Raw genomic sequence first — 23,843 nt, forward strand, 5'->3', positions numbered from 1 at the left:
GATAGGAAAACAGATTTTTGGGCTGAGCGCTCATGGAATGCAATGTGGCAAATGACGATAAAAGCGGGCGTCATGTCGCGAATGGAGAAAGGCGACAGTATGACAGCTTTGGCGGCTGCCGACCTTGCTTTAGCGGCGATTAAGTGGTGCTTAAGTCGAGTTCCGGCAGACGTTTGCTGCGCAATCCGAAATTATTTCCATAATGACAATCACGATGCATGCGGCAAGATTCATCTTTTCCAATTTTCAGCCGATAAAACTAGTACAATCGCGATAAATTCTCACTTGATGTTGTCATTGCGATCATTTCCAACTTTGGTTGATGAATGAAGGACATAGTCATGAGTATCGTAATTTCAAACACTACACAAAATGCGCCGCGACCCGTCGCTGCTCCTGCAGTAACGCCGCGGGAGACCACGCAGCCTGCTGCCGATCAGGCTGATGATGCGACCGTGACCGATAAGGTGACGCTGGGTGCGCAAGTCACAGACACGGCGACTTATCCCGACCCGCGTAACAGCATTGCGCAAACGCGTACGGATATTGCCTCCATGCTGGAAGAGTCCAACCGCAAGGTGCAGGAAATCATCAATCTGATCCTGCCCTTGATGCGTCAGCAAGGCCTGGAAATCAGCAAAGTCATCAGCGGTGAGCAACAACTGACAACGGATGCTGCCACCATAGAAAAAGCCAAAGCCGCGATTGCCGAAGATGGCGAATTTGGCGTGCGCCAGGTTGCCGAGCGCATATTGAATTTTGCGAAAAGTGCGATAGGCGACGATCAATCCAAACTGGCCGCGATACGTGCCGGCGTTGAAAAAGGTTTCAAGGAAGCGACGGACATGCTGGGCGGTACCTTGCCCGACATTAGCCAAAAAACCTATGCCGCCATCATGGGTGAATTCGATCGCTGGCAAAGCGAAGGCATCCCAGCCGGCGCTGTCAGTCTTGCACCGAAAGAAGATGCCGCTCAGACTTGAGCTCCATCAAGCTGTGCTGCAGTTAGTGTAGTAATAGTTTCCGCAGCAATCTGAGCACAAGCTTTGCCGCTGCGCGCAAAAACCTTGCAGTCAATCTCAGGCCGGCCGACAATACGCCTCTTTTTCCAGATTGCCTGACCATGACCGATTCCATTCGACTCGTTAAACGCGTCGCCGACGCGATTCCCTGTTCGCGTCGCGAAGCCGAACAATATATCGAAGGCGGTTGGGTGAGCGTCGAAGGCATAGTCGTCGAAGAACCTGGTTATCGCGTATCACCGCAGCAAGCGATCGTGTTGTCGCCTGATGCAACTTTGCTTGCGGTTGATCCGGTCACTATCCTGTTCCACAAGCCAGCCGGCATGGATATGGATGCCGCCTTGCAAAGCATAGCGCCGGACAATCTCTATGCAGAAGATCGTTCTGGTATTCGCTTCCTGAAAAAACATACCAACGCACTCAAGCCGACAGACGCTCTGGAAACCTATGCCAGCGGCCTCGTCGTTTTCACGCAGGATTGGCACGTCGCGCGTAAATTAATTGATGACGCGGCGACTGTCGAGCAGGAATACATAGCCGAAGTCAGTGGCGCTTTGATCGAAGGCGGGCTGGCTTTACTCAATCATGGATTGAGTTTCAATAATCGTCTTCTTCCACCTATCAAAGTCAGCTGGCAAAACGAAACACGTTTGCGCTTTGCATTGAAAGCAGGACGTCGCGGACAAATTGCACATATGTGCGAAGCAGTCGGTTTGAAGCTGCTCAATTTAAAGCGCATACGCATCGCGCGGATTCCGATGGCGAGTTTGCCTGTTGGCGAATGGCGTTATCTGAAAGGGTATGAGCGGTTTTAACGACGTCTGTGGTCGTTTGATTGAGATGCCTCTTCACTTGCTGCATATGCGTAAAACTTTTTTGCATGTGTCTCTTCGACTGTAGTGCGTCAATAAAGATTAGCGTCTCTGAATCATTCAGGTGTAAAGTTCTCGGCAACAGGATTGTTTTCGTTGAACAGGCAGGAATGCTTGATGCAAAAAACGAATGCCATCTTTCAGACGGATAAAAATCCGCTAAGTAAAAAGAACAATACAGTTCGGAGACAAGGACCGCTTTATGAAAACCCTTCATGGTGCTCAGACCAGAGCAATCTGTATCGACGTCGTTGAACACTTGTCGATCTCTACACACTCGCACGCTATTTTTTCGCTAGACCGTCAAGCTTGCGTATAACTCGCCGTTATATGACAAACGTATGACAGATATTTTCTGAAGTGCATGTTGATTTGACATGTTATGTCAGGTCTTGATTTCTTGTTTGGTTATATCGCATCAATTAGTTGGACGCATCAACGTAGTAATTTTTGCCAGTGCCGCAGGGCACATGGGCCTTAACTCTGGAGGATGAAATAGCAGCATGTTTACAGTACAAATAACAATCTTGGAGGAGACGCCATGCGCATCGCAAATATGAAAATAGGCACGCGCCTTGGAGCGGGATTCGGATTGATCCTGTTGCTGGTCGCTGCAATGGGCGCAACCGGCATCATGCGCCTGGAAAACATCAACCATGCTAGCCGTGACTTGGTTGATCAGTCACTGCAAAATCAAAAAGCAGCACAAAACTGGTTGATGGGTACCAGTGTCAATGCGACGCGTACGCTGGCATTGGTAAAGGCATCGAATACTGAAACGCAGGAATTCTTCCAAAAAGCGATCAGCGCGCAAAGCAAACAGATTACCGAAATCCAAAAAGCGATCGAAGACAGAGCTGATACCGACAAGGAAAAAGAACTGTTCGCCGAAGTCGCAAAAAAACGTACTACTTACGTCGATGCTCGTAAAGCCATTCTCGAAGTCAAGGCAGGTGGCAACATTGCTGAGGCCAACCAGATGATTGACACCAAAATGGTGCCGGCGCTGGACGCGTATGTTGATAGCGTAAAAGATGTGCTTGGTTACTATGAAAATGAAGTCAAGCTGTCGGATGAATCAATTACAGCCAACTATCAGTCTGGCCGCATGACCATGATCATCGGTGCCTTGATTGCTATCCTGCTGGGCGCGATCATCGCATGGCGTTTGACTAGCGGTATCACACGTCCATTGAAAGAAGCCTTGGCTTTGGCTGAATCGGTTGCTGAAGGCGATCTGACTGCGCGCAGCAGTTTGCCGCCTACGCAAGATGAGCCGGGTTTGTTGCTGAATGCACTGCGTAGCATGCAGGAAAATCTTGCCAGAACGGTTTCGCAAATCCGCATGGGTACCGATACCATCGCAACCGCATCGAGCGAAATTGCCAGTGGCAATCTGGACTTGTCTTCGCGTACTGAGGAACAAGCCAGTTCGCTGGAAGAAACTGCTTCCTCGATGGAAGAGCTGACTTCGACCGTGAAACAGAATGCCGACAATTCGCGTCAAGCGAATCAGCTGGCAGTGGCGGCATCGACAGTTGCTGTCAAAGGTGGCGCAGTGGTGTCGCAAGTGGTCGACACTATGGGTGCGATCAACAGCTCGGCGAAAAAGATTGTCGATATTATCGGCGTGATCGATGGCATCGCATTCCAGACCAACATCCTGGCACTGAATGCTGCAGTTGAAGCGGCGCGTGCCGGCGAACAAGGTCGTGGTTTTGCCGTGGTGGCAACTGAAGTGCGCAATCTGGCACAACGTTCAGCAGCTGCCGCAAAAGAAATCAAAGCCTTGATCGGGGACTCGGTTGAGAAGGTCGATGCAGGTAGCAAATTGGTGGCAGAAGCCGGTACCACGATGGATGAGATCGTTGATGGCGTGAAACGCGTTGCCGACATCATGGCCGAGATTACTGCCGCGAGCCAGGAACAAAGCGACGGCATCGAGCAAGTCAATCAAGCAGTCAGCCAGATGGATCAGGTTACGCAACAGAATGCTGCACTGGTTGAGGAAGCGGCGGCTGCTGCGGAATCGCTGCAGGATCAGGCGAAAAACCTGGCACAGGCAGTTAGCGTATTCCGTGTGGATGCTACTTATGCAGGCGTGCAAGCGGAAGCGCCACGCCGTACAGTGCAATCGACGGCAGTGCGTGCGCCGATTGCAGCGCCTGCCAAGAAAACATCATTGGCAGCACCTGAGCGTAAGCCGGCAGCACCCGCTAAACCAGCTTCCACTGGTGATGGTGACTGGGAAGAGTTTTAAGATTCAGCGATTTAATGATCCGGTCTGACCGGATCAATTGAGAGAATAAAAAAGCCTCGGCGATTGATTTCGCCGAGGCTTTTTATTTGTGCGTTTCAAATGCTGCAGTCATTCGAAACAGAATGGCTGCAAATTTTATTGATTCAGGATCGCGCTGTGGAAGGCGATGTGATCCTGCATGAAGGTCGAGATGAAATAATAATTGTGGTCGTAACCGGAATGACGGCGCAAGGTCAAAGGCTGATCTGCCGCCCAGCATGCCGCTTCAAACTGATGCGGCTTCAATTGCTCGTCGAGGAATTGATCTTCCAGTCCCTGATCGATCAATATGCCTTGCGGAAATGGCGTCTTGCGTGTGCGCATTAATGCGCTTGCATCGTGTGGCAGCCATGTAGCTTCATTGGAGCCCAGATATGCCGAAAATGCTTTTTGTCCCCACGGCACTTCCGTCGGCGCTGTGATCGGAGCAAAAGCAGATACCGATTTATAAATTTCTGGATACTTCAATGCCAGCGTCAATGCGCCATGACCGCCCATCGAATGACCGAACACACCGATGCGATCCGCACTCGCAGGGAAGTTGGCTATGATGAGGTTGCGCAGTTCCTGCACGACATAAGATTCCATGCGGAAGAAGGCAGACCATGGTTCTTGCGTAGCATCGATATAAAAACCTGCGCCGTGGCCGAAGTCCCAGCTATCGCCTGCACCCTTGATGCCAGTGCGACGCGGGCTGGTATCCATGGTCACCAGCATGATGCCGTGCTCGGCGGCGTAGCGTTGCGCGCCACCTTTGATCATGAAGGTTTCTTCGGTGCAGGTCAGACCGGCCAGATAAAACAGCACGGGTACTTTGTGCTGTTTCGCTTGTGGCGGCTCATAGACGGAAAACGTCATCGGCAAACTGGTCGATGTCGATTCGTGTTTGTAAAAGCTCTGTACACCGTTAAAGCATTTATGCTGGCTGATCAGTTCCACTTCTTCTCCGCGCGTTTCTGGTTCAAGTATGTTTGATTAGTAAAGAACGACCGAGCGTATCGATTCGCCGCTCTTCATCAAATCGAAGCCTTCGTTGATACGCTCCAGGGGCAGCGTATGCGTGATCAGGTCATCGATATTCAGTTTGCCTTCCATGTACCAGTCGACAATCTTCGGTACATCGGTACGTCCGCGTGCACCGCCGAAGGCTGAACCTTTCCATTCGCGACCGGTGACCAGCTGGAATGGACGCGTGCTGATTTCTGCACCGGCTTCGGCCACACCGATCACGATCGATTGGCCCCAGCCCTTGTGGCAGCATTCCAGCGCCTGGCGCATCGTGTGCACATTGCCTATGCACTCGAAACTGTAATCTGCGCCGCCGTCGGTCAACTGCACGATGGCGTCAACGACGTTTTCAACTTTGCTTGGATTGACGAAATGCGTCATGCCGAATTTGCGCGCCATTGCTTCGCGTGCAGGATTCAAATCGACACCGATGATCTTGTCTGCGCCTGCCATCTTTGCAGCTTGAATCACGTTGAGGCCGATGCCACCGAGACCGAACACGACCACATTCGCGCCAACTTCCACTTTGGCTGTGAACAAGACAGCACCGACACCGGTGGTAACACCGCAACCGATGTAGCAAACCTTGTCGAAAGGCGCATCTTCACGAATCTTCGCCAGCGCGATTTCAGGCACGACGATGTAGTTGGAGAAAGTCGAGGTTCCCATGTAATGGAAAATCGGCTTGCCGTCGATAGAGAAGCGGCTCGTTGCATCCGGCATCAAGCCACGACCTTGGGTCGAGCGTATCTTCTGGCACAAATTGGTTTTGCGCGACAGGCAGAATTTGCATTCGCGGCATTCCGGCGTGTAGAGCGGAATGACGTGATCGTCTTTTTTCAGGCTTTTGACGCCGGGGCCGACTTCAACCACTACGCCTGCGCCTTCGTGACCGAGAATCGCCGGGAAGATGCCTTCAGGGTCTGCGCCCGACAGTGTGTAGTAATCGGTGTGGCAAATGCCGGTGGCCTTTATCTCGACCAGCACTTCGCCTTCACGCGGTCCACCTAATTCAACTTCTTCTATGGTTAAAGGTTGTCCTGCTTTCCAGGCGACGGCGGCTTTGGTTTTCATGAGTAATCCTGAAAAAAGATGGGCGAAGCGAAATGATACGCGAAATGATCAGTTATCTCGCCGGAGGTGTTTGAGGCTCCGGGAATTCGCTGCAAGAGGGCAGTAACGAGAATATTGCGGCTCACCGTTGAGATGAGCCGCAGATGCTTATGGTTTGACGAGTTCGTCTTCCGGCAGTACGACGTTGACATCGAGCACTTCCAGATTGCCCTGGCTATTCAGGGAAATCTTGATGTCTTCCGGATTGACCTTCACGTACTTTGAAATTACCGCGATCAGCTCTTGATGCAATGCAGGAAGAAAGTCAGGGCCGGCGCGACCATTACGCTCGCGCGCGATGATGATCTGCAGACGTTCCTTGGCAGACGATGCAGTAGCTTTTGGTTTCGTATTAAAGAGAAAAGACAGAAGCGCCATGATTACTTACCTCCAAAAATTCTCTGCAGAAAGCCAGGCTTTTCATAGTCGGTAAAGCGCAATGGAACCTCCTCTCCCAAAAAGCGTGACACAACATCCTTGTAGGCTTCCGATACTTCAGTGCCTTCGATATGAATCGCCGGATTGCCGGAGTTCGATGCATGCAAGACCGATTCCGATTCGGGAATGATGCCGACCAATGGAATGCGCAGGATTTCCTGCACGTCGGTGTGGGACAGCATTTCGCCGGCTTCCACACGTTTCGGTACATAACGGGTAATCAGCAAATGTTCCTTGACCGGTTCTTTGCCATTCAGCGCGCGGCGCGATTTGGCTTGAATGATGCCGAGAATGCGATCCGAATCGCGTACCGACGACACTTCCGGATTGGTGACGATGATCGCTTCATCGGCAAAGGTCAGCGCCATCACGGCACCGTGTTCGATACCGGCTGGCGAATCGCAGATGATGTATTCGAAATCCATCGCGGACAGATCTTTCAACACGCGTTCGACGCCTTCTTCCGACAATGCATCCTTGTCGCGCGTTTGCGATGCTGGCAATACGAACAGGTTGTCGCAATGTTTGTCTTTGATCAGCGCCTGATTGAGCGTGGCTTCCTGATTCACGACATTGATCAAGTCATATACGACGCGGCGTTCGCAGCCCATGATCAGATCGAGGTTACGCAGGCCGACGTCAAAATCGATAATGACGGTTTTAAATCCGCGCAGGGCCAGGCCGGAGCCAAAGCTTGCGCTTGAAGTAGTTTTTCCGACACCGCCTTTACCCGATGTCACAACAATGATTTTTGCCAAAGGAAACCCCTTTTCGTTAAATGATGTAATTGATTTATGCGGCTGACTTGATAGGCAACATATCGATGCGATCGCCTATCAGACGAATTTGTGTGGCTTGCTGTTTGAGCTCTGGTGGGAAGCCATCTTCAAACGTGCGGTACATGCCTGCGATGGAAACCAGTTCCGCTTCCATGCTCAGCGTAAAAATGCGCGCTTCGGTATTGCCGCTGGCACCAGCCAGCGCGCGACCGCGCAATGGTGCGTAAATGTGGATGCTGCCATCGGCGATGACTTCGGCGCCGTTATTGACGGCAGCGGTGATGATCAGGTCGGCGCCGCGTGCATAAATGCGTTGTCCGGCGCGCACTGGCGTATCGACAATCATCGTGTTTGCAGCGAATTGTGTTGCAGTAGGCGAGGTTGCCGCAGCCGCTTGTGCCGGTGGGGCAACTGCTACGGCGATTTCTTCCGTCGGTTCAAGTTCGATTTCTGCCTGTTCCGGTGTGGCTGCTGCAACTGCCACACGCGCTTTGACCGGGCCGTCCAGGCTCAGGCCATGCGCCAGAATGTCGGCTTCCATCTCTGGTGCTGCATTGCGTACGGCAACGGCATTCAGGCGATAGGTTTTCAACAGCGTGGTAATTGCGTGCCAGTCGATAGTCTGATGCGCGACGTTCAGCGAGCCGACGTCTATGACGGTGAATTCATCTTCGAAGAAATCGATATTGCCGCCAGTCATTTCCTGCATGGCTGCATCGAGTAGACCCAGATTGGACTCATTCAGAATTGCGGAGACGGCGACGACAGTGGAAATCTTGATTTCGATCGGCTTGCGGGATGGGCGTTTGGACATGGAAACAATAATTGGTGGTACAGGTGTAAATGCAATTTTTCGATTCAATTTCCGAGCGGTAATCTGTTCGTGCTCAGGCCTCGTTCGGTAATTCAGTGACGCGTATTATAACCGCTACCGGGCTTGCTTCAGCGGCTGATTGGCCGGATAGATCGGCAGATAAGTCGTGTTGTTTATGAGCGCAATCTCTGCAGTACTTTCTTGCTTCACTGAACGGTTTTTTTGTCTGAATTTTGATCACGATCAAAACTGAATTTTTACTGCTGCGATGCATCTGCCCGCGTGTAGAATAGCCCCTTTTTTCGCCGGGGCTAGCCATGTGGTTCAAGAATCTTCAGATATACCGTCTTCCTGCACCGTGGGCCATTACAAGCGAACAGCTGGAAGCCGATCTTGCGCCGCACGCATTCCAGCCTTGCAGCAGTCTGGACATGCAAAGCCAGGGTTGGGTATCGCCGCGTGAAAACGGCGCGCTGGTGTATTCGCTCAACAAACAGATTTTGTTGTTGCTGGGCACAGAGAAAAAATTGTTGCCGACCACCGTCATCAATCAAGTCACCAAGATCAAGGCGGCCGAAATTGAAGAGCAACAAGGCTTCAAGCCTGGCCGCAAGCAGATGAAGGAAATCAAGGAAGACGTGACGGATGAATTATTGCCGCGCGCCTTCAGCATCTGGCGTCAAACCTGGGTCTGGATCGATCCGGTCAATGGCTGGCTGGTAGTCGATGCCGGCAGCCCGGCAAAAGCGGATGAAGTCTTGAAGCTCTTGATCAAGTCTGTAGAAAAATTGCCGATGGAAGCCTTGCACGTTACAGAGTCGCCAGTGTCCGCGATGACGAATTGGCTGCTGGCTGATGCTGCACCTAGCGGCTTTACCGTGGATCAGGATACCGAACTGCGCTCCAACGGCGAAGGCAAGGCGACTGTACGTTACGTGCGTCACACGCTGGAAGCGGAAGACGTGCAGCGGCATATCGCAGCCGGCAAACAATGCACACGCCTGGCAATGAGCTGGGCCGACAAAATTTCTTTTGTATTGACCGAATCGCTGGCCATCAAGCGTGTCGCACCACTCGATGTTATTAAAGAGAACGCCGACAGCACCGCGCAAAACGACGATGAACGCTTTGATTCTGACGTGATGTTGATGACGGGCGAACTAAGTCGCATGCTGGCCGATCTGGTTGAAGCTCTGGGTGGGGAAATAGAAAAGAAATAATCGGAATTGCGCAAGGCTTTGAGTTCTCGCGGTGTTGGTTTTTGGCATGTAATTTGCTATAACTTGCCATATGGCGCGAGTATGATGAGGTGTCGAATCTATTGGAAATCGATGCTTGCCTGATGTATCTTTGCCCGTGTTCTTATTATGTTTTAACTCTAAAAAATAGCCATGGAAATTCAAGTCGGTGATATCGGTCACATCATTCAATTGTCAGTGGCGCCAGTGTTCCTGTTGACAGGCGTCGGCACCAATTTAATGGTGCTGACAAATCGTCTTGGCCGCATCACAGATCGTTCACGCGTTCTGGAAGACAGATTGCGTACGACTGATCCCATTCATCATCCGGATTTGAATGCGGAACTGGTTACTTTGTATCCACGTGCGCATTTGATCAATCGTGCGATTACCTTGAGTACTGCATGCGCGCTGATGGTCAGTTTGGTGATCATCTCGCTGTTTATTGGCGACGCCTTGAGCATCGAGTTGTCCAAGTTCATTGCAATCTTTTTTGTTCTTGCGATGTTGTGTCTGGTTGGCAGCTTTCTAGTCTTGTTGCGAGAAATTCTGGCTGCAACGAATTCCTTGTATCAGCGAAGAATCGAGCCCATTGAACGACTCTGATGATAAAGAGCTATTCAGTTTCAAAAAAACCGCCTGCATCCAGGCGGTTTTTTATTGCTGCTACGTGTAGTAGAGCAACTCTTTTTTCTGCTGCATCTTATGCGTTCTTGATAAGAGTCATGTTTTTTTGATAATGGCGATGCTACTCTGTGGAGCTCATTTTTGAGAGTAATTCGGAGACCAGGCTTTCTGCCACCGAAAATAATCCTACTAAAAAATAAACCGTGCTGTTTCAGGCAGGTTCAATCAGGGACATTTATCAATGAAACAAACTTCTTTTTCCTCACGTGCAAGTCTTGGCGCAGCTTCTCGAATGATGAGCACTGCAAGCGTCTTGTTCTTGAGCCTGACCTTGTTCGCTTGTGCGCATCAGCCATCAGTTGGCATCGCAGCGGATCCGGCAGTCATGACCAAGGCGAAGCAGAATCAAATGACGGCAGATCAGGCTTTGCAAGTACTGAAGGATGGCAATGCGCGTTTTGTATCCGGCAATACCGTGAAGCGCGACTTGCCGGCGCAGGTGAAGGCAACCGGCCACGACGGGCAATTCCCGTTGGCGAGTATTGTGAGCTGCATCGATTCACGCTCGGCGCCATCGCAAGTATTTGATCAAGGCGTGGGTGATTTATTTGTGGCCAGCGTGGCAGGCAATGTCGTCAATGAAGATATTCTCGGCAGCCTTGAATATGCATCGAAAGTGGCAGGAACCAAATTGATCGTCATCCTCGGACACACGCATTGCGGCGGCGTCAAAGGCGCATGCGATGCAGTCGAACTGGGTAACCTCACGCAACTGGTCGGCAAAATTCGCCCGGCAGTGAACATGACACCAGACGTGCACGGTAGCGATCGTTCATCGAAGAACCATCACTTCGTCGATGAAGTTGCAGAAAACAATGTGAAGCTGCAAGTGAAAGCAGTGTTGGACAAGAGCCCGGTATTGCGCGATATGGCGCAAAAAGGCCAGATTAAGGTGGTAGGCGCGATGCTGGATGTAGAGACAGGGAAAATTCGCTTCTTCTAATTAGTCAAAAACTCAGCGTATTAAAAAAGCCCGCCAGAATTTATCTGCGGGCTTTTTTGTTATGGCCAAGAGTTGGCGAATCTTATTCAGTCGGTGGCACGTAACCTTGCGCTGCATCGGCACCCTCACCGAAGAAATGTTTTTCCATTTGCGTCGCCAGGTATTTGCGGGCGCGCACGTCAGCCAGGTTCAGGCGGTTTTCATTGACCAGCATGGTTTGATGCTTGAGCCATGCAGCCCATGCTTCTTTCGATACGCTTTCGTAAATGCGTTTGCCGAGTTCGCCAGGATAAGGGGGGAAATCGAGTGCTTCGGCTTCCTTGTCGAGTTTGATGCAGTGAACCATGCGTGTCATGTTGCTATTCCTTTGTGTTGCCTGCTGTAGAAACATATTCGTACAGACCGGGTTTAATTAATGCCATCGTTCAAGAATGAACGCCAGCGTATTGATAGAGGTATTTAGAAACTGCCGCTATTATAGATTTTTCGTGAAAACCAGGGATTTGCGCTGCCAGTTGTACATATGTTGACGGTCTTTCGGCAGGTCGTCCACCGTTGCCGGGACGAAACCGCGCTTGAGGAACCAGTGCGCAGTACGCGTCGTCAGCACGAACAGTTTTTTCAGGCCGGCGGCGCGCGCTCGGTTTTCCATGTGTTTCAACAGGCGCTCGCCATCGCCCTGGGTTTGCACTTCCGGATTAACGATCAGGCAAGCCATCTCGGCCATTTTCTCGGCAGGGAAAGGGTAGAGCGCAGCACAACCGAAAATCACGCCATCATGTTCGATGACCGAGAAGTAATTGATTTCGCGTTCGATTAATTCACGACCGCGCTTGACCAATGTGCCGTCGGCTTCCAGCGGTTCGATCAATTTCAAAATACCACCCACGTCTTCAATCGTGGCGTCACGCAGACTTTCCAGATTTTCAAACGAAACCATGGTACCGACACCATCATGCGTAAACAATTCCAGCAGCGCTGAACCATCGGTAGAGAAGGGCACAATGTGCGCGCGCGGTACGCCACCGTTACAGGCTTGTACTGCATGCTGCAGATAAAACGCCGAGTCGTCAGGCACGCAGTCGTAATTCAATACGGCATCGACTTGATGCGACGACAATTCGTGAATTTCGACGCCAGCCTTGTCGGTGATCATCGGTGTTTCTGTGATGAAAATCAGTTTGTCGGCGCGCAATGCCATTGCCGCCGAGACTGCGACATCTTCCATCGTCAGATTGAATACTTCGCCGGTAGGCGAGAAGCCGAGTGGCGACAGCAGCACGAGGCCGCCTGCGCTCAAAATCGGGTGAATCGTTTCGTAAGCAATCTTGCGGGTCACACCGGTTAGTTCCAGATCGACGCCATCGACAATGCCGAGCGGACGTGCAGTAACGAAGTTGCCGGAAATAATACGGATAGCCGCATGCGCCATAGGCGTATTCGGCAAGCCTTGGCTGAATGCTGCTTCGATATCAAGGCGCAATTCGCCGGCAGCTTCTTTCGCACATTCCAGCGCGGCGGCGTCGGTGATGCGCAAGCCATTGTGAAAACGTGCTTCGACATTGCGCAGTGCGAGCTGTTCTTCTACTTGCGGGCGCGAGCCGTAGACGATCACGACTTTGATGCCGAGCGCGTGCAGCAGCGATAAATCCTGCGCCAGTACCGGCAAGGCACCGGCCTTGACCAATTCACCGGGGAAGGCGACGACGAAGGTTTTACCGCGGAAGGCGTGAATGTAAGGCGCGACGGAGCGCAACCACTGGACGAATTGTTCTGGATTTTCCATGAGGCACATTATAACCATAGCAAAGCCCATCGATTGCGCGATGCAAGACCGAAATACGACACTGCTCTGTATAATTCCGCTCTACATGTCCGCTCCAGAATTCACCCCAAAAAATCCTGCGCTTCCGCAGAATATGCAGAATCGTCCCGCTGTTGCCCGTAATCGTCCTGCGCGCGATGAGTCTGCTGCTGCGCAGCCCGAATTGAAGCAGCCGCTACGTAATCCGCTGCCTGTCATTACTTTTCCCGAAGAGTTGCCGGTTTCCGGTAGACGCGACGATATTGCGCAGGCGCTTCAGGCGAACCAGGTCATCATCGTCAGCGGTGAAACCGGCTCAGGCAAAACCACGCAATTGCCAAAAATCTGCCTGGAACTCGGTCGCGGCCTGAACGGCTTGATCGGCCACACGCAACCGCGCCGGATTGCCGCCTCATCGACCGCTAAACGAATCGCGCAAGAAATCGGCTCGCCGCTCGGCGAGCACGTCGGCTTCAAGGTGCGCTTCAACGATACGCTGACCAAGGGTGCGTGGATCAAGCTGATGACGGACGGGATTTTGCTGGCGGAAACGCAGACAGATCCTTTGCTGCGCCAGTACGACACCATCATCATCGATGAAGCGCATGAACGCAGTCTGAACATCGACTTTCTGCTCGGCTACCTGAAGCAGTTGCTGCCCAAACGTCCCGATCTGAAAGTCATCATCACCTCGGCGACTATCGACGCTGATCGCTTCGCGCGTCACTTTGGCAATAGCGGAAAACTCGCGCCAGTGATTGAAGTGTCGGGTCGCATGTATCCGGTTGAAGTGCGCTATCGCCCAGTTGAAGCTTTTGATAAAAATGCGGCGGCACCTAATCCGAATGCCACTTCCGATGCAGGTCAGGCGCGACGTTCGGCACTGGCGGCCAAAGAACGCGGTCAACGCGACTTGATGGATGCGGTGGTCGATGCAGTCGATGAACTGGCGCGCATAGGTTCTGGCGATGTGCTGGTCTTCCTGCCGGGTGAACGCGAGATTCGCGATGCAGCGGAAGCGTTGCGCAAGCATCATCCGCCGCATGTAGAAATCCTGCCTCTCTTCGCACGCCTGTCGGTGCAAGAACAGGAACGCGTCTTCAAGGTTTCCAACGCACGTCGCATCGTGCTCGCCACCAACGTCGCAGAAACTTCCTTGACCGTACCCGGCATACGCTATGTCGTCGATGCCGGTCTGGCGCGCGTCAAGCGCTACAGCTATCGCAACAAGGTCGAGCAATTGCAGATTGAACCGATCGCGCAATCAGCGGCGAATCAGCGCGCCGGTCGTTGCGGTCGTGTTTCGGCTGGCGTCTGTATCCGCCTGTATGACGAGCAGGATTATTTGCTGCGGCCGAAATTCACCGAGCCGGAAATTCTGCGTTCGTCGCTGGCTTCCGTCATTTTGCGGATGAAGTCTTTGCATCTGGCGGATGTAGAAACCTTCCCGTTTATCGAACCGCCGTTGGGCCGCGCGATTGCCGACGGTTATCAATTGCTGCAAGAACTAGGCGCAGTCGACGACGAAAATAATCTGACCAAGCTAGGCCGTGAACTGGCGCGCTTGCCGCTGGATCCGCGCGTAGGTCGCATGATCCTCGCTGCAAAAGACAACGTTTGCCTGACGGAAGTGTTGATCATCGCCGCCGCCTTGTCGGTGCAAGATCCGCGTGACCGTCCGATGGAAGCGCAAACTGCAGCAGACAACGCGCACAAGAAATTCACTGATGAAAAATCGGAATTCCAGAGCTATCTCAAAATCTGGAAATGGTTTGAAGATGCGATCGCGCACAAGAAATCGAATCGTCTGTTGCAGGAGGAATGCCGCACCAGTTTCCTGTCGCAACTGCGTTTGCGTGAATGGCGCGACGTACATTCGCAACTGCTGACTATCGTGCGCGAGCAGGGCTGGCGTTTGAATGAAGCACCAGCTACGTATGAACAATTGCACACCGCGCTGCTGACGGGATTGTTGGGCAATATCGGCTTCAAGTCTGAAGAAGAGCAACACTATCTCGGTGCGCGCGCCATCAAGTTTCACATCTGGCCTGGCTCATCGCTGATCAAGAAGGCCGGCAAGTGGATCATGGCCGCCGAGCTGGTCGATACCACGCGCCTGTATGCGCGCTGCATTGCGCAGATACAGCCGGAATGGCTGGAGCGCGTCGCCGGTCATCTGCTGAAAAAATCCTACGGCGAACCGCGCTGGGAAAAACGCACCGCGCAAGTATCGGCGTATGAGCGAGCGACTTTGTATGGTCTGGTTGTATATAGCCAGCGTCGTATTCAATACGGCTTGATCAATCCATCCGATGCGCGCGAAATTTTTATCCGCGATGCGCTGGTCGGTGCCGACTTCGATACGCGTGCACCATTCTTCGCGCACAACAACAAGCTGATACGCGAGATTGAAAACCTCGAACACAAATCGCGTCGTCTCGATGTATTGGTCGATGATGAATTGATCGCGGCGTTTTACGACAAACTGATTCCTGCCGATATTCACAGTGGCATCACGTTTGAGAAGTGGCACAAGGAAGCGACCGCCAAAGAGCCGAAGTTGCTGTATCTGAATCGTGATGATTTGATGCGGCATGAAGCAGCTGGCGTGACGACCGAATTGTTCCCGAAGATGATGAACGTCGCTGGTGTCGAGATGCTGCTGTCGTATCACTTCGAACCCGGCACGCCGCGCGATGGCGTGACTTTGACGGTGCCGCTGTACGCGCTGAATCAGGTATCCGCCGATAGATGCGAGTGGCTGGTACCCGGCATGCTGAAGGAAAAAGTTCATCTGCTGATCAAGTCCTTGCCACAAAAGCTGCGCCGCCATTGTGTGCCACTACCTGATTACGCCGCCGGTTTCTGCGATCGTGTGCAGAGCGCACATGCGTTCGGCAAAGGCAGTCTGCTGGATGCAGTGATTGCCGACGTACGTGAACAAACCGGCATCGCTACCAAGACGACAGACTACAAACTCGAAACCCTGTCCTCGCATCAGTTCATGAACTTCAAGATGATAGATGAGCATGGTCGCCAGCTGGAGATGGGGCGCAATCTTGGCACCTTGCGTTCAGAATTTGGCGGACAGGCGAGGGAAAGTTTCCAGCGTATTGCAGAGCAAACGGCGATGCCGCTGGCTGGTAATCTGGTTGGCCAATCGACTGGTGCTGGAAAAGTCATATCTGTCACCGGTAAAACGCAAACGTCTAACCAAGCAATCGCAGCACAGCCAGGTGCCGTTCCTCAAGTCGCGGGCAAAGTAGCCAGCGCGACCACACATCAAAACCTGACGGGCTGGACCTTCGGTGAATTGCCGGAACTGCTGGAAATCCAGCAAGGCAAACAAACCTTGATCGGCTTCCCGGCCTTGGTGGATAAGGGCGCGCATTGTGATCTGGAAGTTTTCGACGATCCGGCTGAAGCGGCGCGCGTCCATCGTATAGGCTTGCGTCGCCTGTTGGCTTTGCAGTTGAAAGAACAACTCAAGTATCTGGAAAAGAACATTCCCGGCTTGCAGCAAATGGGCATGCAATTCATGGCGCTTGGTTCGCAGGAAGAATTGCGCGACCAGATTATTCACGCAGGATTGGAGCGCGCCTGCCTGCAGGAACCGTTACCCAAGAATGCAGAAGAATTCAATGCGCGCAAGGATGAAGGCAAGTCGCGACTGGGTTTGCTGGTCAACGAAATTGCTCGTCTGACCGGATTGATCCTGACCGAATATCACGCCTTGCCGAAAAAACTGCAAACCGTCAAAGCGCATGCGCAAGCAGTTACCGATATTCAAACGCAATTACAGGGTTTGGTCGGCAAGCGCTTCATCGCCGACAACGATTACATCAACCTGACGCATTTCCCACGCTATTTGAAAGCGATCAACGTGCGCATCGACAAATTGCGCGCCGATCCTGCGCGCGATACGCGTTCGATGGCTGAATGGCAGCAAGTTGCCGCGCCGTGGCAACGCGCATTGAAAGATAGGCATGGCGACCCAAAGATGACGGAATTCCGCTGGTTGCTGGAAGAGTTGCGCGTGTCACTGTATGCGCAGGAGTTGCGTACGCCTATGCCGGTATCTGCCAAGCGCCTGCAAAAAGTATGGGAAAGCATGCAACGTTGATCTGCAAGCCTGGTTCTAAATCATGGAATGGGAATCTATTTCGCGTAAAATTGCGCGAACTCCCGAATAACAATCCTTCTTACCGAAAAAAATGACAATTAAATCCGACAAATGGATACGCCGCATGGCGGCAGAAACCGGCATGATCGAACCCTTCGAACCAGGCCAGATACGTCAGGCCAATGGCCAGAAGATAGTCTCTTACGGTACATCGTCGTACGGTTACGATATTCGCTGCGCTGATGAATTCAAGATTTTCACCAATATCAACAGCACCATCGTCGATCCGAAAAACTTCGATGAAAATTCCTTCGTTGATGTCAAAAGCGACGTCTGCATCATTCCGCCAAACTCGTTCGCACTCGCACGCACGATCGAGTACTTCCGCATCCCGCGCAATGTGTTGACGATCTGCCTCGGTAAATCAACCTACGCGCGCTGCGGCATCATCGTCAACGTCACACCTTTTGAACCTGAATGGGAAGGCTATGTGACGCTGGAGTTTTCGAACACGACACCGTTGCCGGCGAAGATTTACGCAGGCGAAGGTTGCGCGCAAGTGTTGTTCTTTGAAAGCGATGAAGTCTGCGAAGTGTCGTACAAGGACAGGGGCGGCAAATATCAGGGGCAGCATGGCGTGACTTTGCCTAAGGCATGATGCGTACTTTGCATATGAAGCAGCTTGCGTATGTGCTCAAGTTGGCGCTGTTGTGCCTCGCGCCTGCGGTGGTAAATGCGCAAGCCCTGGTGCCTGCGGGAAAAATGTTTTCCAATGCCTTTCTCGATGTCCGTGCGCCGGTTTCCGGTGACTGGATGATAGTTAGATCGTCGCAGACAGAGCTCGCTTTTGCCCGCACAGGTACCGTCGTCAATGAAAGTTTTATTGCACAGGTTACCTTGTTTGCCTTGCCTGATTTAAAAGACAAGGCTGAGTTTGAAGCATTGGTGAAGCAAGGTATAGAAGCAGACGCGCCGCCCGAGCGCTTCAAATCGGTATCGGCCAATTATGAATACACCGAGCAGCGCGGTTATCCCTGCGTGAAGTATGTGGGTGTGACCGAGGACATGAAAGCGAAGACGGCGACTTCTGCCACCATAAGTCTTTTGCTGCAGTTCAATTCGTTGTATTGCCAGCATCCTGGAGTGACAGGTGTTGGTTTCATGGTTGGCTTGTCTCATCGTGGTGCTGTACTTGATGACAATCTGGCCAAGGATGCTGAGGCCTTCTTGGAAGGTGTGCAGATCGCAAAAACTGCAGCCAAACCAGTGACGCCTGAGCCATCTGAACCGCAGTAAATTCTGACTGGTTTTGACAACAGCACTGTGCGGTTTAAGGATGTGCGCAGGTCTTGAAGACTTCAGGGACTGTATAGCTCCAGCATGCTAGCTGGGGTTGATGATTTATAAACCCAACATTCAAGCCCGAGGCGATTCAAGCTTCGTCAATTTCCTCGCCTCAATAATCATTCTTTCCACCGCGCCTGATTGCGGCATGTCGCGATAAGCCAGATGCAAGGGCGCGCGCAGGCCGGGTGCTTGATCCACGTTCAAGTAAACGACTTCTTCCAGTTGCACATGCCGCATCGAGGCCGGGACGATGGAGATGCCCAGACCGGCGGCGACCAAACTCAGCGTGGATAAATTCTTGCGCGCTTCCAGTTTTACTTTGGGGCTGAAGCCTGCGACGCGACAGGCAGCGATCACGGTATCGTATAAACCGGGGCTGTTGGGACGGCGGTTCAGGATGAAGGATTCTTCTGCCAAAGCCGCGAGCGGCAAACTCTTGCGTCGCTTGTTTTGCGCCAGTGCATGTGTGGCCGGCAGCGCGACGATCATTTCCTCCACCAGCATCGTTTCCATTTTCAATCCAGCTGCATTGCCTATCGGGGAGCGTATGAAGGCGACGTCGATACGATCCTGACGCAAGGCTTCGACCAGATCAGAGGTGTTGCTTTCTTCTACGGCCAGAGTAACGCCTGGCGATATTTGTCGGAATGCGCGTATGACGGATGGGATGAATGGATGCAGCGATGCCGATTCGGTAAAGCCAACTGCAATGCGGCCCAGCTCACCTTGCGAGATGCGGCGCACGCCTTCTATGGTCGTGTTGACCTGATCCAGAATGATGCGGGCATCGACCAGCAGAGCTTGCCCGCTTTCAGTCAATTCCATGCCGCGCGGCAGGCGTCGGAATAGTGTGACGCCAAGCTCCTTTTCAAGCGCGCGAATTTGCTGGCTCAAGGGCGGTTGCTGTATGCCTATCCGTTGCGCAGCCTTGGTGAGATGACCTTCTTCGGCAACAACAACGAAGTAGCGCAGCAGGCGTAGATCTATGGATGACATATATTTTATGTATGGTTATTGTGTCTACCATATATTAGACAGAATAACGGTGCAAGCGTAACGTTCGTTCACAGCAACGTGATTGAGAACAGAGGTAAAGAATATGAGCAGCAATGTGAGCGATATGCAGGTAGAAGAGGTCGCTGCGATACCCACCTCTAAAGAATTGTTCCTGGGTTTTCTCGCGCTTGGCATGATGGCTTTTGGTGGCGCCTTGCCGCTGGCGCATCGAATGCTGGTTGAGCGGCGGCGCTGGTTGAATGAAACCGAATTTACGGAGTTGCTGGGGCTGTGCCAGTTTCTGCCGGGCGGCAATATGATTAATTTGTCGGTAGCGGTCGGCATGCGCTTTCGTGGCGTAAAGGGCGCGTTCGTTTCCATCATGGGACTGGTCGCGATGCCGTCGGTGGTGCTGATCATGCTGGGCATGTTGTATGAGCGTTTCCAGAACGATGCACAAGTAGCGCATGTATTTGCCGGTCTGGCCGCGGCTGCCGCTGGTTTGCTGGTGTCGATGGCGATCAAGATTGCGCTGCCCTTGCGCAAGAAGTTTTTGATGGCGCTGGTTGCAGTGATTTGTTTTGTCGCCATCGCTTTGCTGCGCTGGCCTTTGCTATGGGTCATGCTGGTGATGACGCCGCTTAGCATCTGGGTAACTGCGCGGAGCAAAAAATGACGCAGACCTTGATTGCCTTATTCCTGATTTTTTCGCAGTTATCGCTGCTCGCATTTGGTGGTGGTAATGCGATCCTGCCGGAGATGCAGCGCCAGGTAGTGGAGGTGCACCAATGGATGTCGGCAAAAGAATTTAGTGCCTTGTTCGCCTTGAGCCAGGCGGCACCAGGACCAAACATGATGATAGTGAATCTGGTCGGCTGGCATGTCGCGGGATGGATGGGCATGCTGGTAACTGCCATCGCAAAATTCGGACCTTCATCGCTACTGACGATCGTATCCTTGCACGCGTGGGAACGCTTCAAGGACAAACCTTGGCGCACTTATATTCAATCGGGCATGGTGCCCGTGACGGCTGGCATCGTGGCTGCCAGTGCCGCGCTGATTGCGCATGCTTCGGATGGAAATTGGTTACTGACCGCGATTACGGTTTTTACTGCATTGATTGCCTGGAAAACGCGCATACATCCGCTGTGGCTCTTGCTGGCGGGAAGCATGATCGGTTTGTTCGGTAATGGTCTGGTTTAATTATTGAGGATGTTGCGAGGCGCCTCTTCAGATTGTCAGAGCGAAAAAGCACAATGCTTTTTCGTTTTGCATTGTGCGTTACGGCTTGGTGTTATCGGCTTTTCCGCAGTTTCTTTTTCAGCGTATGCATAGCATCAACTTTTGCATGGAGCATTTCACAAAATTACGGCAGAATAAGCATCACTTGATTCACTGACAATCTCTCAGACGGGTAGGTGCTTCATGAAGTTCAAGTTTCCTCTTCACATACACCTGTCCACCCTTTTTATTGTGATGACGCTCGTCATCAGCGGCGTGATTGCCGGTGTCGGTTATCAGATGTCTTACGACATGCTGGAAACCTCGGCACAGGATCTGACCCAACGCGCCAGCCGCGAAATTGCCGGCGAGATCAACGGCATTATCGGCCCTGCCAATACCACAGTTGAATTGTTGAGTTATCACAGGCTGGCCTACGCCGAGACGCTGGAAGAGCGTATGGCAAGTTTCAACGTCCTGCAGCCAACCCTGAACAACGCTTCAGGCATGACTTCCATTTTTATCGGTTACGCTTCAGGTGATTATCTCTTTTTGCATCGCATCAGTAGTGAAGAGGAGCGCATCAGGTATCGCGCTCCGGCAGGCAGTTACTACCAGCTCCGCAGTATTGAACGCAGTAATGGAAATGGGGAAGCAAAATACATTTACCTGGATGCCGACATGCAGGTATTGGGGGAAGAAGTTCATCCTGAATACGCGGCCGGATTCGATCCACGCCAGCGCGGCTGGTACCAGAGTGCGATGGCAGCAAACGGCACCGTTACTACCAAGCCCTATCTTTTCTTTTCAGTTGGTCAAGTCGGCCTGACGGTTGCGCAACGTTCGCAGGATGGTCACGCAGTGATTGCGGTTGATATTCCCTTGTTATCCCTGGGCGCTGTCTTGCAGCGGCAAAAAGTCACGCCATCAAGTCAATTAACCTTGGTGAGTGCCGACGGTAATGTCGTCGCATACGAGGATTTGAAAAGACTGATCGCGACGCCGACGACGGCGAATACACCGCCCGCGCTCAAGAATTTGAAAGACTTTGGTATCCCGCCGCTGGCTGGATTGGCCGGCTCCATTACAAAAAACATGGACCCGGAAGGTATCTCCAGATCGGTCGAGATTGATGGTGAGGACTGGCGCGTATCGGTTCTGCCCATTCCACTTGAAGGTGCCGAGTCCTTGTACCTGATGACGGCGATTCCGAAGGGCGAGCTGTTTGCGACAGCGCTCAAAATTCGCTCCACATCCATCCTGGTTACCTTGCTGATTATTTTGATCGCGATCCCTCTGATCTGGCTTGTATCGCGGTTTATTTCAAAATCGATACGTGTTCTTGCCAATGAAGCAGAGTCGATACGCCGCTTTAAATTTGACGAGCCAATCCGGCTGCGGTCCAGCATCACTGAAGTCAATTCTCTGGCTGAAACGATGGACGTGATGAAGAACACGATCCGCAAGTTCATCAGCATTACGCATGCGGTAGCTGCGGAGACGGATTTTGAAAAATTATTGCCGATGCTGTTGAATGAGACGATTGCTGCCGGCGGCGCGCAGTCGGGTGCGCTGTATCTGGTTGATGGCGACAAACTGCTGCCTTGCACTGCGGTTTCCTGCGTAGGAGAGGAGGTTAGCCGCAGCTTGCAGACCTTGCGTATGGATGCTTTGCCTGCGCTGCTGCGTACCGCACTGGACAGGCAGCAGGCGCAGGACGACATGATGAATGCAGATGAAATCGAAGCAGCAGGTTTGAACGCGCTTTGCGAAAAAGCAGATGCGGCGTGGATGGTCGCAGTGCCGCTTTTCAACCGTCAGCATGAATTGCTGGGGTTGATGCTATTGAAGCGTAAAACGCGCATCGATGCGACACAGCTGGCTTTCGTCGGTGCCTTGTCGGATTCCGCCAGCAGCTCGATGGAAACGCGCGGCTTGATCCACGAACAGAAGGCCTTGTTCGAAGCCTTTATTCAATTGATCGCTGGTGCCATTGATGCCAAGAGTCCCTATACCGGCGGCCATTGCGCACGCGTGCCTGAATTGACCAAGATGTTGGCGCGTGCCGCCTGTATTCAAGATAGCGGGCCGTACGCCGATTTCGATTTGAGCAAGGATGAATGGGAAGCAGTGCACGTTGCTGCGTGGCTGCATGATTGCGGCAAGGTCACCACACCGGAGTACGTGGTTGATAAAGCCACCAAGCTGGAAACCATCTACGACCGTATTCATGAAGTACGCATGCGTTTTGAAGTCCTCAAGCGCGATGCCGAGATTGATTGTTTGCGTGCAATTGCTTCGGGTGAGAACAAGGATATTGCAGAAGGAAAGCTGGCAGAAAAGCTACGTGAACTGGATGAGGAATTTGCCTTTATCGCGACATGCAATGAGGGTGGTGAATTCATGGCGCCGGAAAGAGTCGAGCGTCTGCAGAAGATTGCAGAGAGAACCTGGTTGCGTACGCTGGATGACGCGCTGGGAATTTCCTACGAAGAAAAGCGGCGCAAGTCCGGCACGCCGGTTACACCCTTGCCAGTGACGGAATCGCTGCTGGCCGACAAGCCTGAGCATTTGTTTGAGCGTCGTGCGCAAGACAAGATTGCGGCAGACAATAAATGGAACTTCCGCATGAAGGTGCCTGAGCTTCTCTACAACCGCGGCGAGGTTTACAACCTGTCTGTCAGTCGCGGCACCTTGTCGGAAGAGGAGCGCTACAAGATCAATGAACACATGATACAGACCGTCATCATGCTGTCGCAGCTGCCGTTTCCACGTCATCTGCGTCACGTCCCGGAGATCGCAGGCGGTCATCACGAAAAGATGAATGGCACCGGGTATCCGAAGATGTTGAAGAAGGAAGACATGAGCCCGGTTGCGCGCATGATGGCGATTGCCGATATCTTCGAGGCGCTGACCGCTGCCGACCGTCCTTACAAGAAGGGCAAGACCTTGTCCGAAGCATTGAAGATCATGTCATTCATGAGTAAGGATCAGCATATCGATGACGAACTGTTTGAGTTATTCCTGCGTTCTGGCGTCTATATGGAATACGCGCAGTGTTATATGGCAGCGGAGCAGATAGATGAAGTGGATATCAATACCTATCTGGATAAACCGGTTGTGGAAGCGGCCGCTTAAG

The 23,843-nt window shown here is 52.4% G+C and carries 21 protein-coding genes; 13 read left to right on the forward strand and 8 right to left on the reverse strand.

The window, feature by feature from the left end:
- Positions 1-42: 42 nt before the first annotated feature.
- The 4 genes from Hfont_RS05785 to Hfont_RS05800 all read left to right on the forward strand — a co-directional run bounded on the left by Hfont_RS05785 (position 43) and on the right by Hfont_RS05800 (position 4,154).
- Positions 43-330: a hypothetical protein gene (locus Hfont_RS05785; protein ID WP_112991344.1), complete on the forward strand. Its 288-nt coding sequence runs from the start codon at positions 43-45 to the stop codon at positions 328-330.
- An 11-nt stretch (positions 331-341) separates the two neighbouring features.
- Complete coding sequence (locus Hfont_RS05790) at positions 342-983, forward strand: DUF5610 domain-containing protein (protein WP_112991730.1); 642 nt, start codon at positions 342-344, stop codon at positions 981-983.
- 140 nt (positions 984-1,123) lie between these two features.
- Positions 1,124-1,837 (forward strand): rRNA pseudouridine synthase, encoded by a 714-nt coding sequence (locus tag Hfont_RS05795; protein ID WP_112991345.1) that lies wholly within the window; start codon positions 1,124-1,126, stop codon positions 1,835-1,837.
- 598 nt (positions 1,838-2,435) lie between these two features.
- A complete protein-coding gene (locus Hfont_RS05800) occupies positions 2,436-4,154 on the forward strand; it encodes a methyl-accepting chemotaxis protein (RefSeq protein ID WP_112991346.1) in 1,719 nt (572 codons plus the stop codon).
- A 135-nt stretch (positions 4,155-4,289) separates the two neighbouring features.
- Here Hfont_RS05800 and fghA read toward each other — a convergent pair whose 3' ends face one another.
- The 5 genes from fghA to minC form a co-directional block, all read right to left on the reverse strand.
- Positions 4,290-5,132 (reverse strand): S-formylglutathione hydrolase, encoded by an 843-nt coding sequence (gene fghA / locus Hfont_RS05805; protein WP_112991347.1) that lies wholly within the window; start codon positions 5,130-5,132, stop codon positions 4,290-4,292.
- A gap of 36 nt (positions 5,133-5,168) precedes the next feature.
- On the reverse strand, positions 5,169-6,275 hold the full coding sequence (locus Hfont_RS05810) for an S-(hydroxymethyl)glutathione dehydrogenase/class III alcohol dehydrogenase (protein WP_112991348.1): 1,107 nt from the start codon (positions 6,273-6,275) through the stop codon (positions 5,169-5,171).
- 147 nt (positions 6,276-6,422) lie between these two features.
- Positions 6,423-6,692: a cell division topological specificity factor MinE gene (gene minE, locus Hfont_RS05815; protein WP_112991349.1), complete on the reverse strand. Its 270-nt coding sequence runs from the start codon at positions 6,690-6,692 to the stop codon at positions 6,423-6,425.
- A gap of 2 nt (positions 6,693-6,694) precedes the next feature.
- Positions 6,695-7,510, reverse strand: coding sequence for a septum site-determining protein MinD (gene minD / locus Hfont_RS05820; protein ID WP_112991350.1), 816 nt, complete (start codon positions 7,508-7,510; stop codon positions 6,695-6,697).
- Between the two features lie 34 nt (positions 7,511-7,544).
- The gene (minC, locus tag Hfont_RS05825) at positions 7,545-8,345 is read right to left on the reverse strand and encodes a septum site-determining protein MinC (RefSeq protein WP_112991351.1); all 801 of its coding nucleotides are present in this window, start codon (positions 8,343-8,345) and stop codon (positions 7,545-7,547) included.
- A gap of 317 nt (positions 8,346-8,662) precedes the next feature.
- On the opposite strand from minC, the gene Hfont_RS05830 reads away from it, so the two are divergent.
- The 3 genes from Hfont_RS05830 to Hfont_RS05840 all read left to right on the forward strand — a co-directional run bounded on the left by Hfont_RS05830 (position 8,663) and on the right by Hfont_RS05840 (position 11,213).
- Entirely contained in the window at positions 8,663-9,565 is a 903-nt protein-coding gene (locus Hfont_RS05830) for a recombination-associated protein RdgC (protein WP_112991352.1), read from the forward strand.
- A 171-nt stretch (positions 9,566-9,736) separates the two neighbouring features.
- Positions 9,737-10,189, forward strand: coding sequence for a DUF2721 domain-containing protein (locus Hfont_RS05835; protein ID WP_112991353.1), 453 nt, complete (start codon positions 9,737-9,739; stop codon positions 10,187-10,189).
- Positions 10,190-10,502: 313 nt separating this feature from the next.
- A complete protein-coding gene (locus tag Hfont_RS05840; RefSeq protein ID WP_241523017.1) occupies positions 10,503-11,213 on the forward strand; it encodes a carbonic anhydrase family protein in 711 nt (236 codons plus the stop codon).
- Positions 11,214-11,295: 82 nt separating this feature from the next.
- On the opposite strand, the gene Hfont_RS05845 is transcribed toward Hfont_RS05840, so the two are convergent.
- Positions 11,296-11,568 carry an oxidative damage protection protein gene (locus Hfont_RS05845; RefSeq protein WP_011870593.1) on the reverse strand — a complete coding sequence of 91 codons (273 nt, stop codon included), beginning with the start codon at positions 11,566-11,568 and terminating at the stop codon, positions 11,296-11,298.
- A gap of 120 nt (positions 11,569-11,688) precedes the next feature.
- A complete protein-coding gene (gene argA / locus Hfont_RS05850) occupies positions 11,689-12,999 on the reverse strand; it encodes an amino-acid N-acetyltransferase (RefSeq protein ID WP_112991354.1) in 1,311 nt (436 codons plus the stop codon).
- 85 nt (positions 13,000-13,084) lie between these two features.
- Here argA and hrpA point away from each other — a divergent pair, with 85 nt between their 5' ends.
- The 3 genes from hrpA (at position 13,085) to Hfont_RS05865 (ending at position 18,436) form a co-directional block, all read left to right on the forward strand.
- The gene (gene hrpA, locus Hfont_RS05855; RefSeq protein WP_421800979.1) at positions 13,085-17,140 is read left to right on the forward strand and encodes an ATP-dependent RNA helicase HrpA; all 4,056 of its coding nucleotides are present in this window, start codon (positions 13,085-13,087) and stop codon (positions 17,138-17,140) included.
- Between the two features lie 91 nt (positions 17,141-17,231).
- Entirely contained in the window at positions 17,232-17,798 is a 567-nt protein-coding gene (gene dcd, locus Hfont_RS05860) for a dCTP deaminase (protein ID WP_112991355.1), read from the forward strand.
- Complete coding sequence (locus Hfont_RS05865; protein ID WP_112991356.1) at positions 17,795-18,436, forward strand: hypothetical protein; 642 nt, start codon at positions 17,795-17,797, stop codon at positions 18,434-18,436. The genes dcd and Hfont_RS05865 overlap by 4 nt, the downstream gene beginning before the upstream one ends.
- Positions 18,437-18,556: 120 nt before the next feature.
- Here Hfont_RS05865 and Hfont_RS05870 read toward each other — a convergent pair whose 3' ends face one another.
- Complete coding sequence (locus tag Hfont_RS05870) at positions 18,557-19,483, reverse strand: LysR family transcriptional regulator (RefSeq protein ID WP_112991357.1); 927 nt, start codon at positions 19,481-19,483, stop codon at positions 18,557-18,559.
- Positions 19,484-19,586: 103 nt separating this feature from the next.
- Here Hfont_RS05870 and Hfont_RS05875 point away from each other — a divergent pair, with 103 nt between their 5' ends.
- The 3 genes from Hfont_RS05875 to Hfont_RS05885 all read left to right on the forward strand — a co-directional run bounded on the left by Hfont_RS05875 (position 19,587) and on the right by Hfont_RS05885 (position 23,842).
- Positions 19,587-20,159: a chromate transporter gene (locus Hfont_RS05875; RefSeq protein WP_181666417.1), complete on the forward strand. Its 573-nt coding sequence runs from the start codon at positions 19,587-19,589 to the stop codon at positions 20,157-20,159.
- Positions 20,156-20,686, forward strand: a complete 531-nt coding sequence (locus tag Hfont_RS05880) for a chromate transporter (protein WP_112991358.1) — start codon at positions 20,156-20,158, stop codon at positions 20,684-20,686. Before Hfont_RS05875 ends, Hfont_RS05880 begins: the two co-directional genes overlap by 4 nt.
- Before the next feature lie 222 nt (positions 20,687-20,908).
- Positions 20,909-23,842, forward strand: a complete 2,934-nt coding sequence (locus tag Hfont_RS05885; protein ID WP_112991359.1) for an HD domain-containing phosphohydrolase — start codon at positions 20,909-20,911, stop codon at positions 23,840-23,842.
- Position 23,843: the final 1 nt, after the last annotated feature.

It is taken from the genome of Herminiimonas fonticola, from assembly GCF_003293745.1.
Classification (GTDB): domain Bacteria; phylum Pseudomonadota; class Gammaproteobacteria; order Burkholderiales; family Burkholderiaceae_D; genus Oxalicibacterium; species Oxalicibacterium fonticola.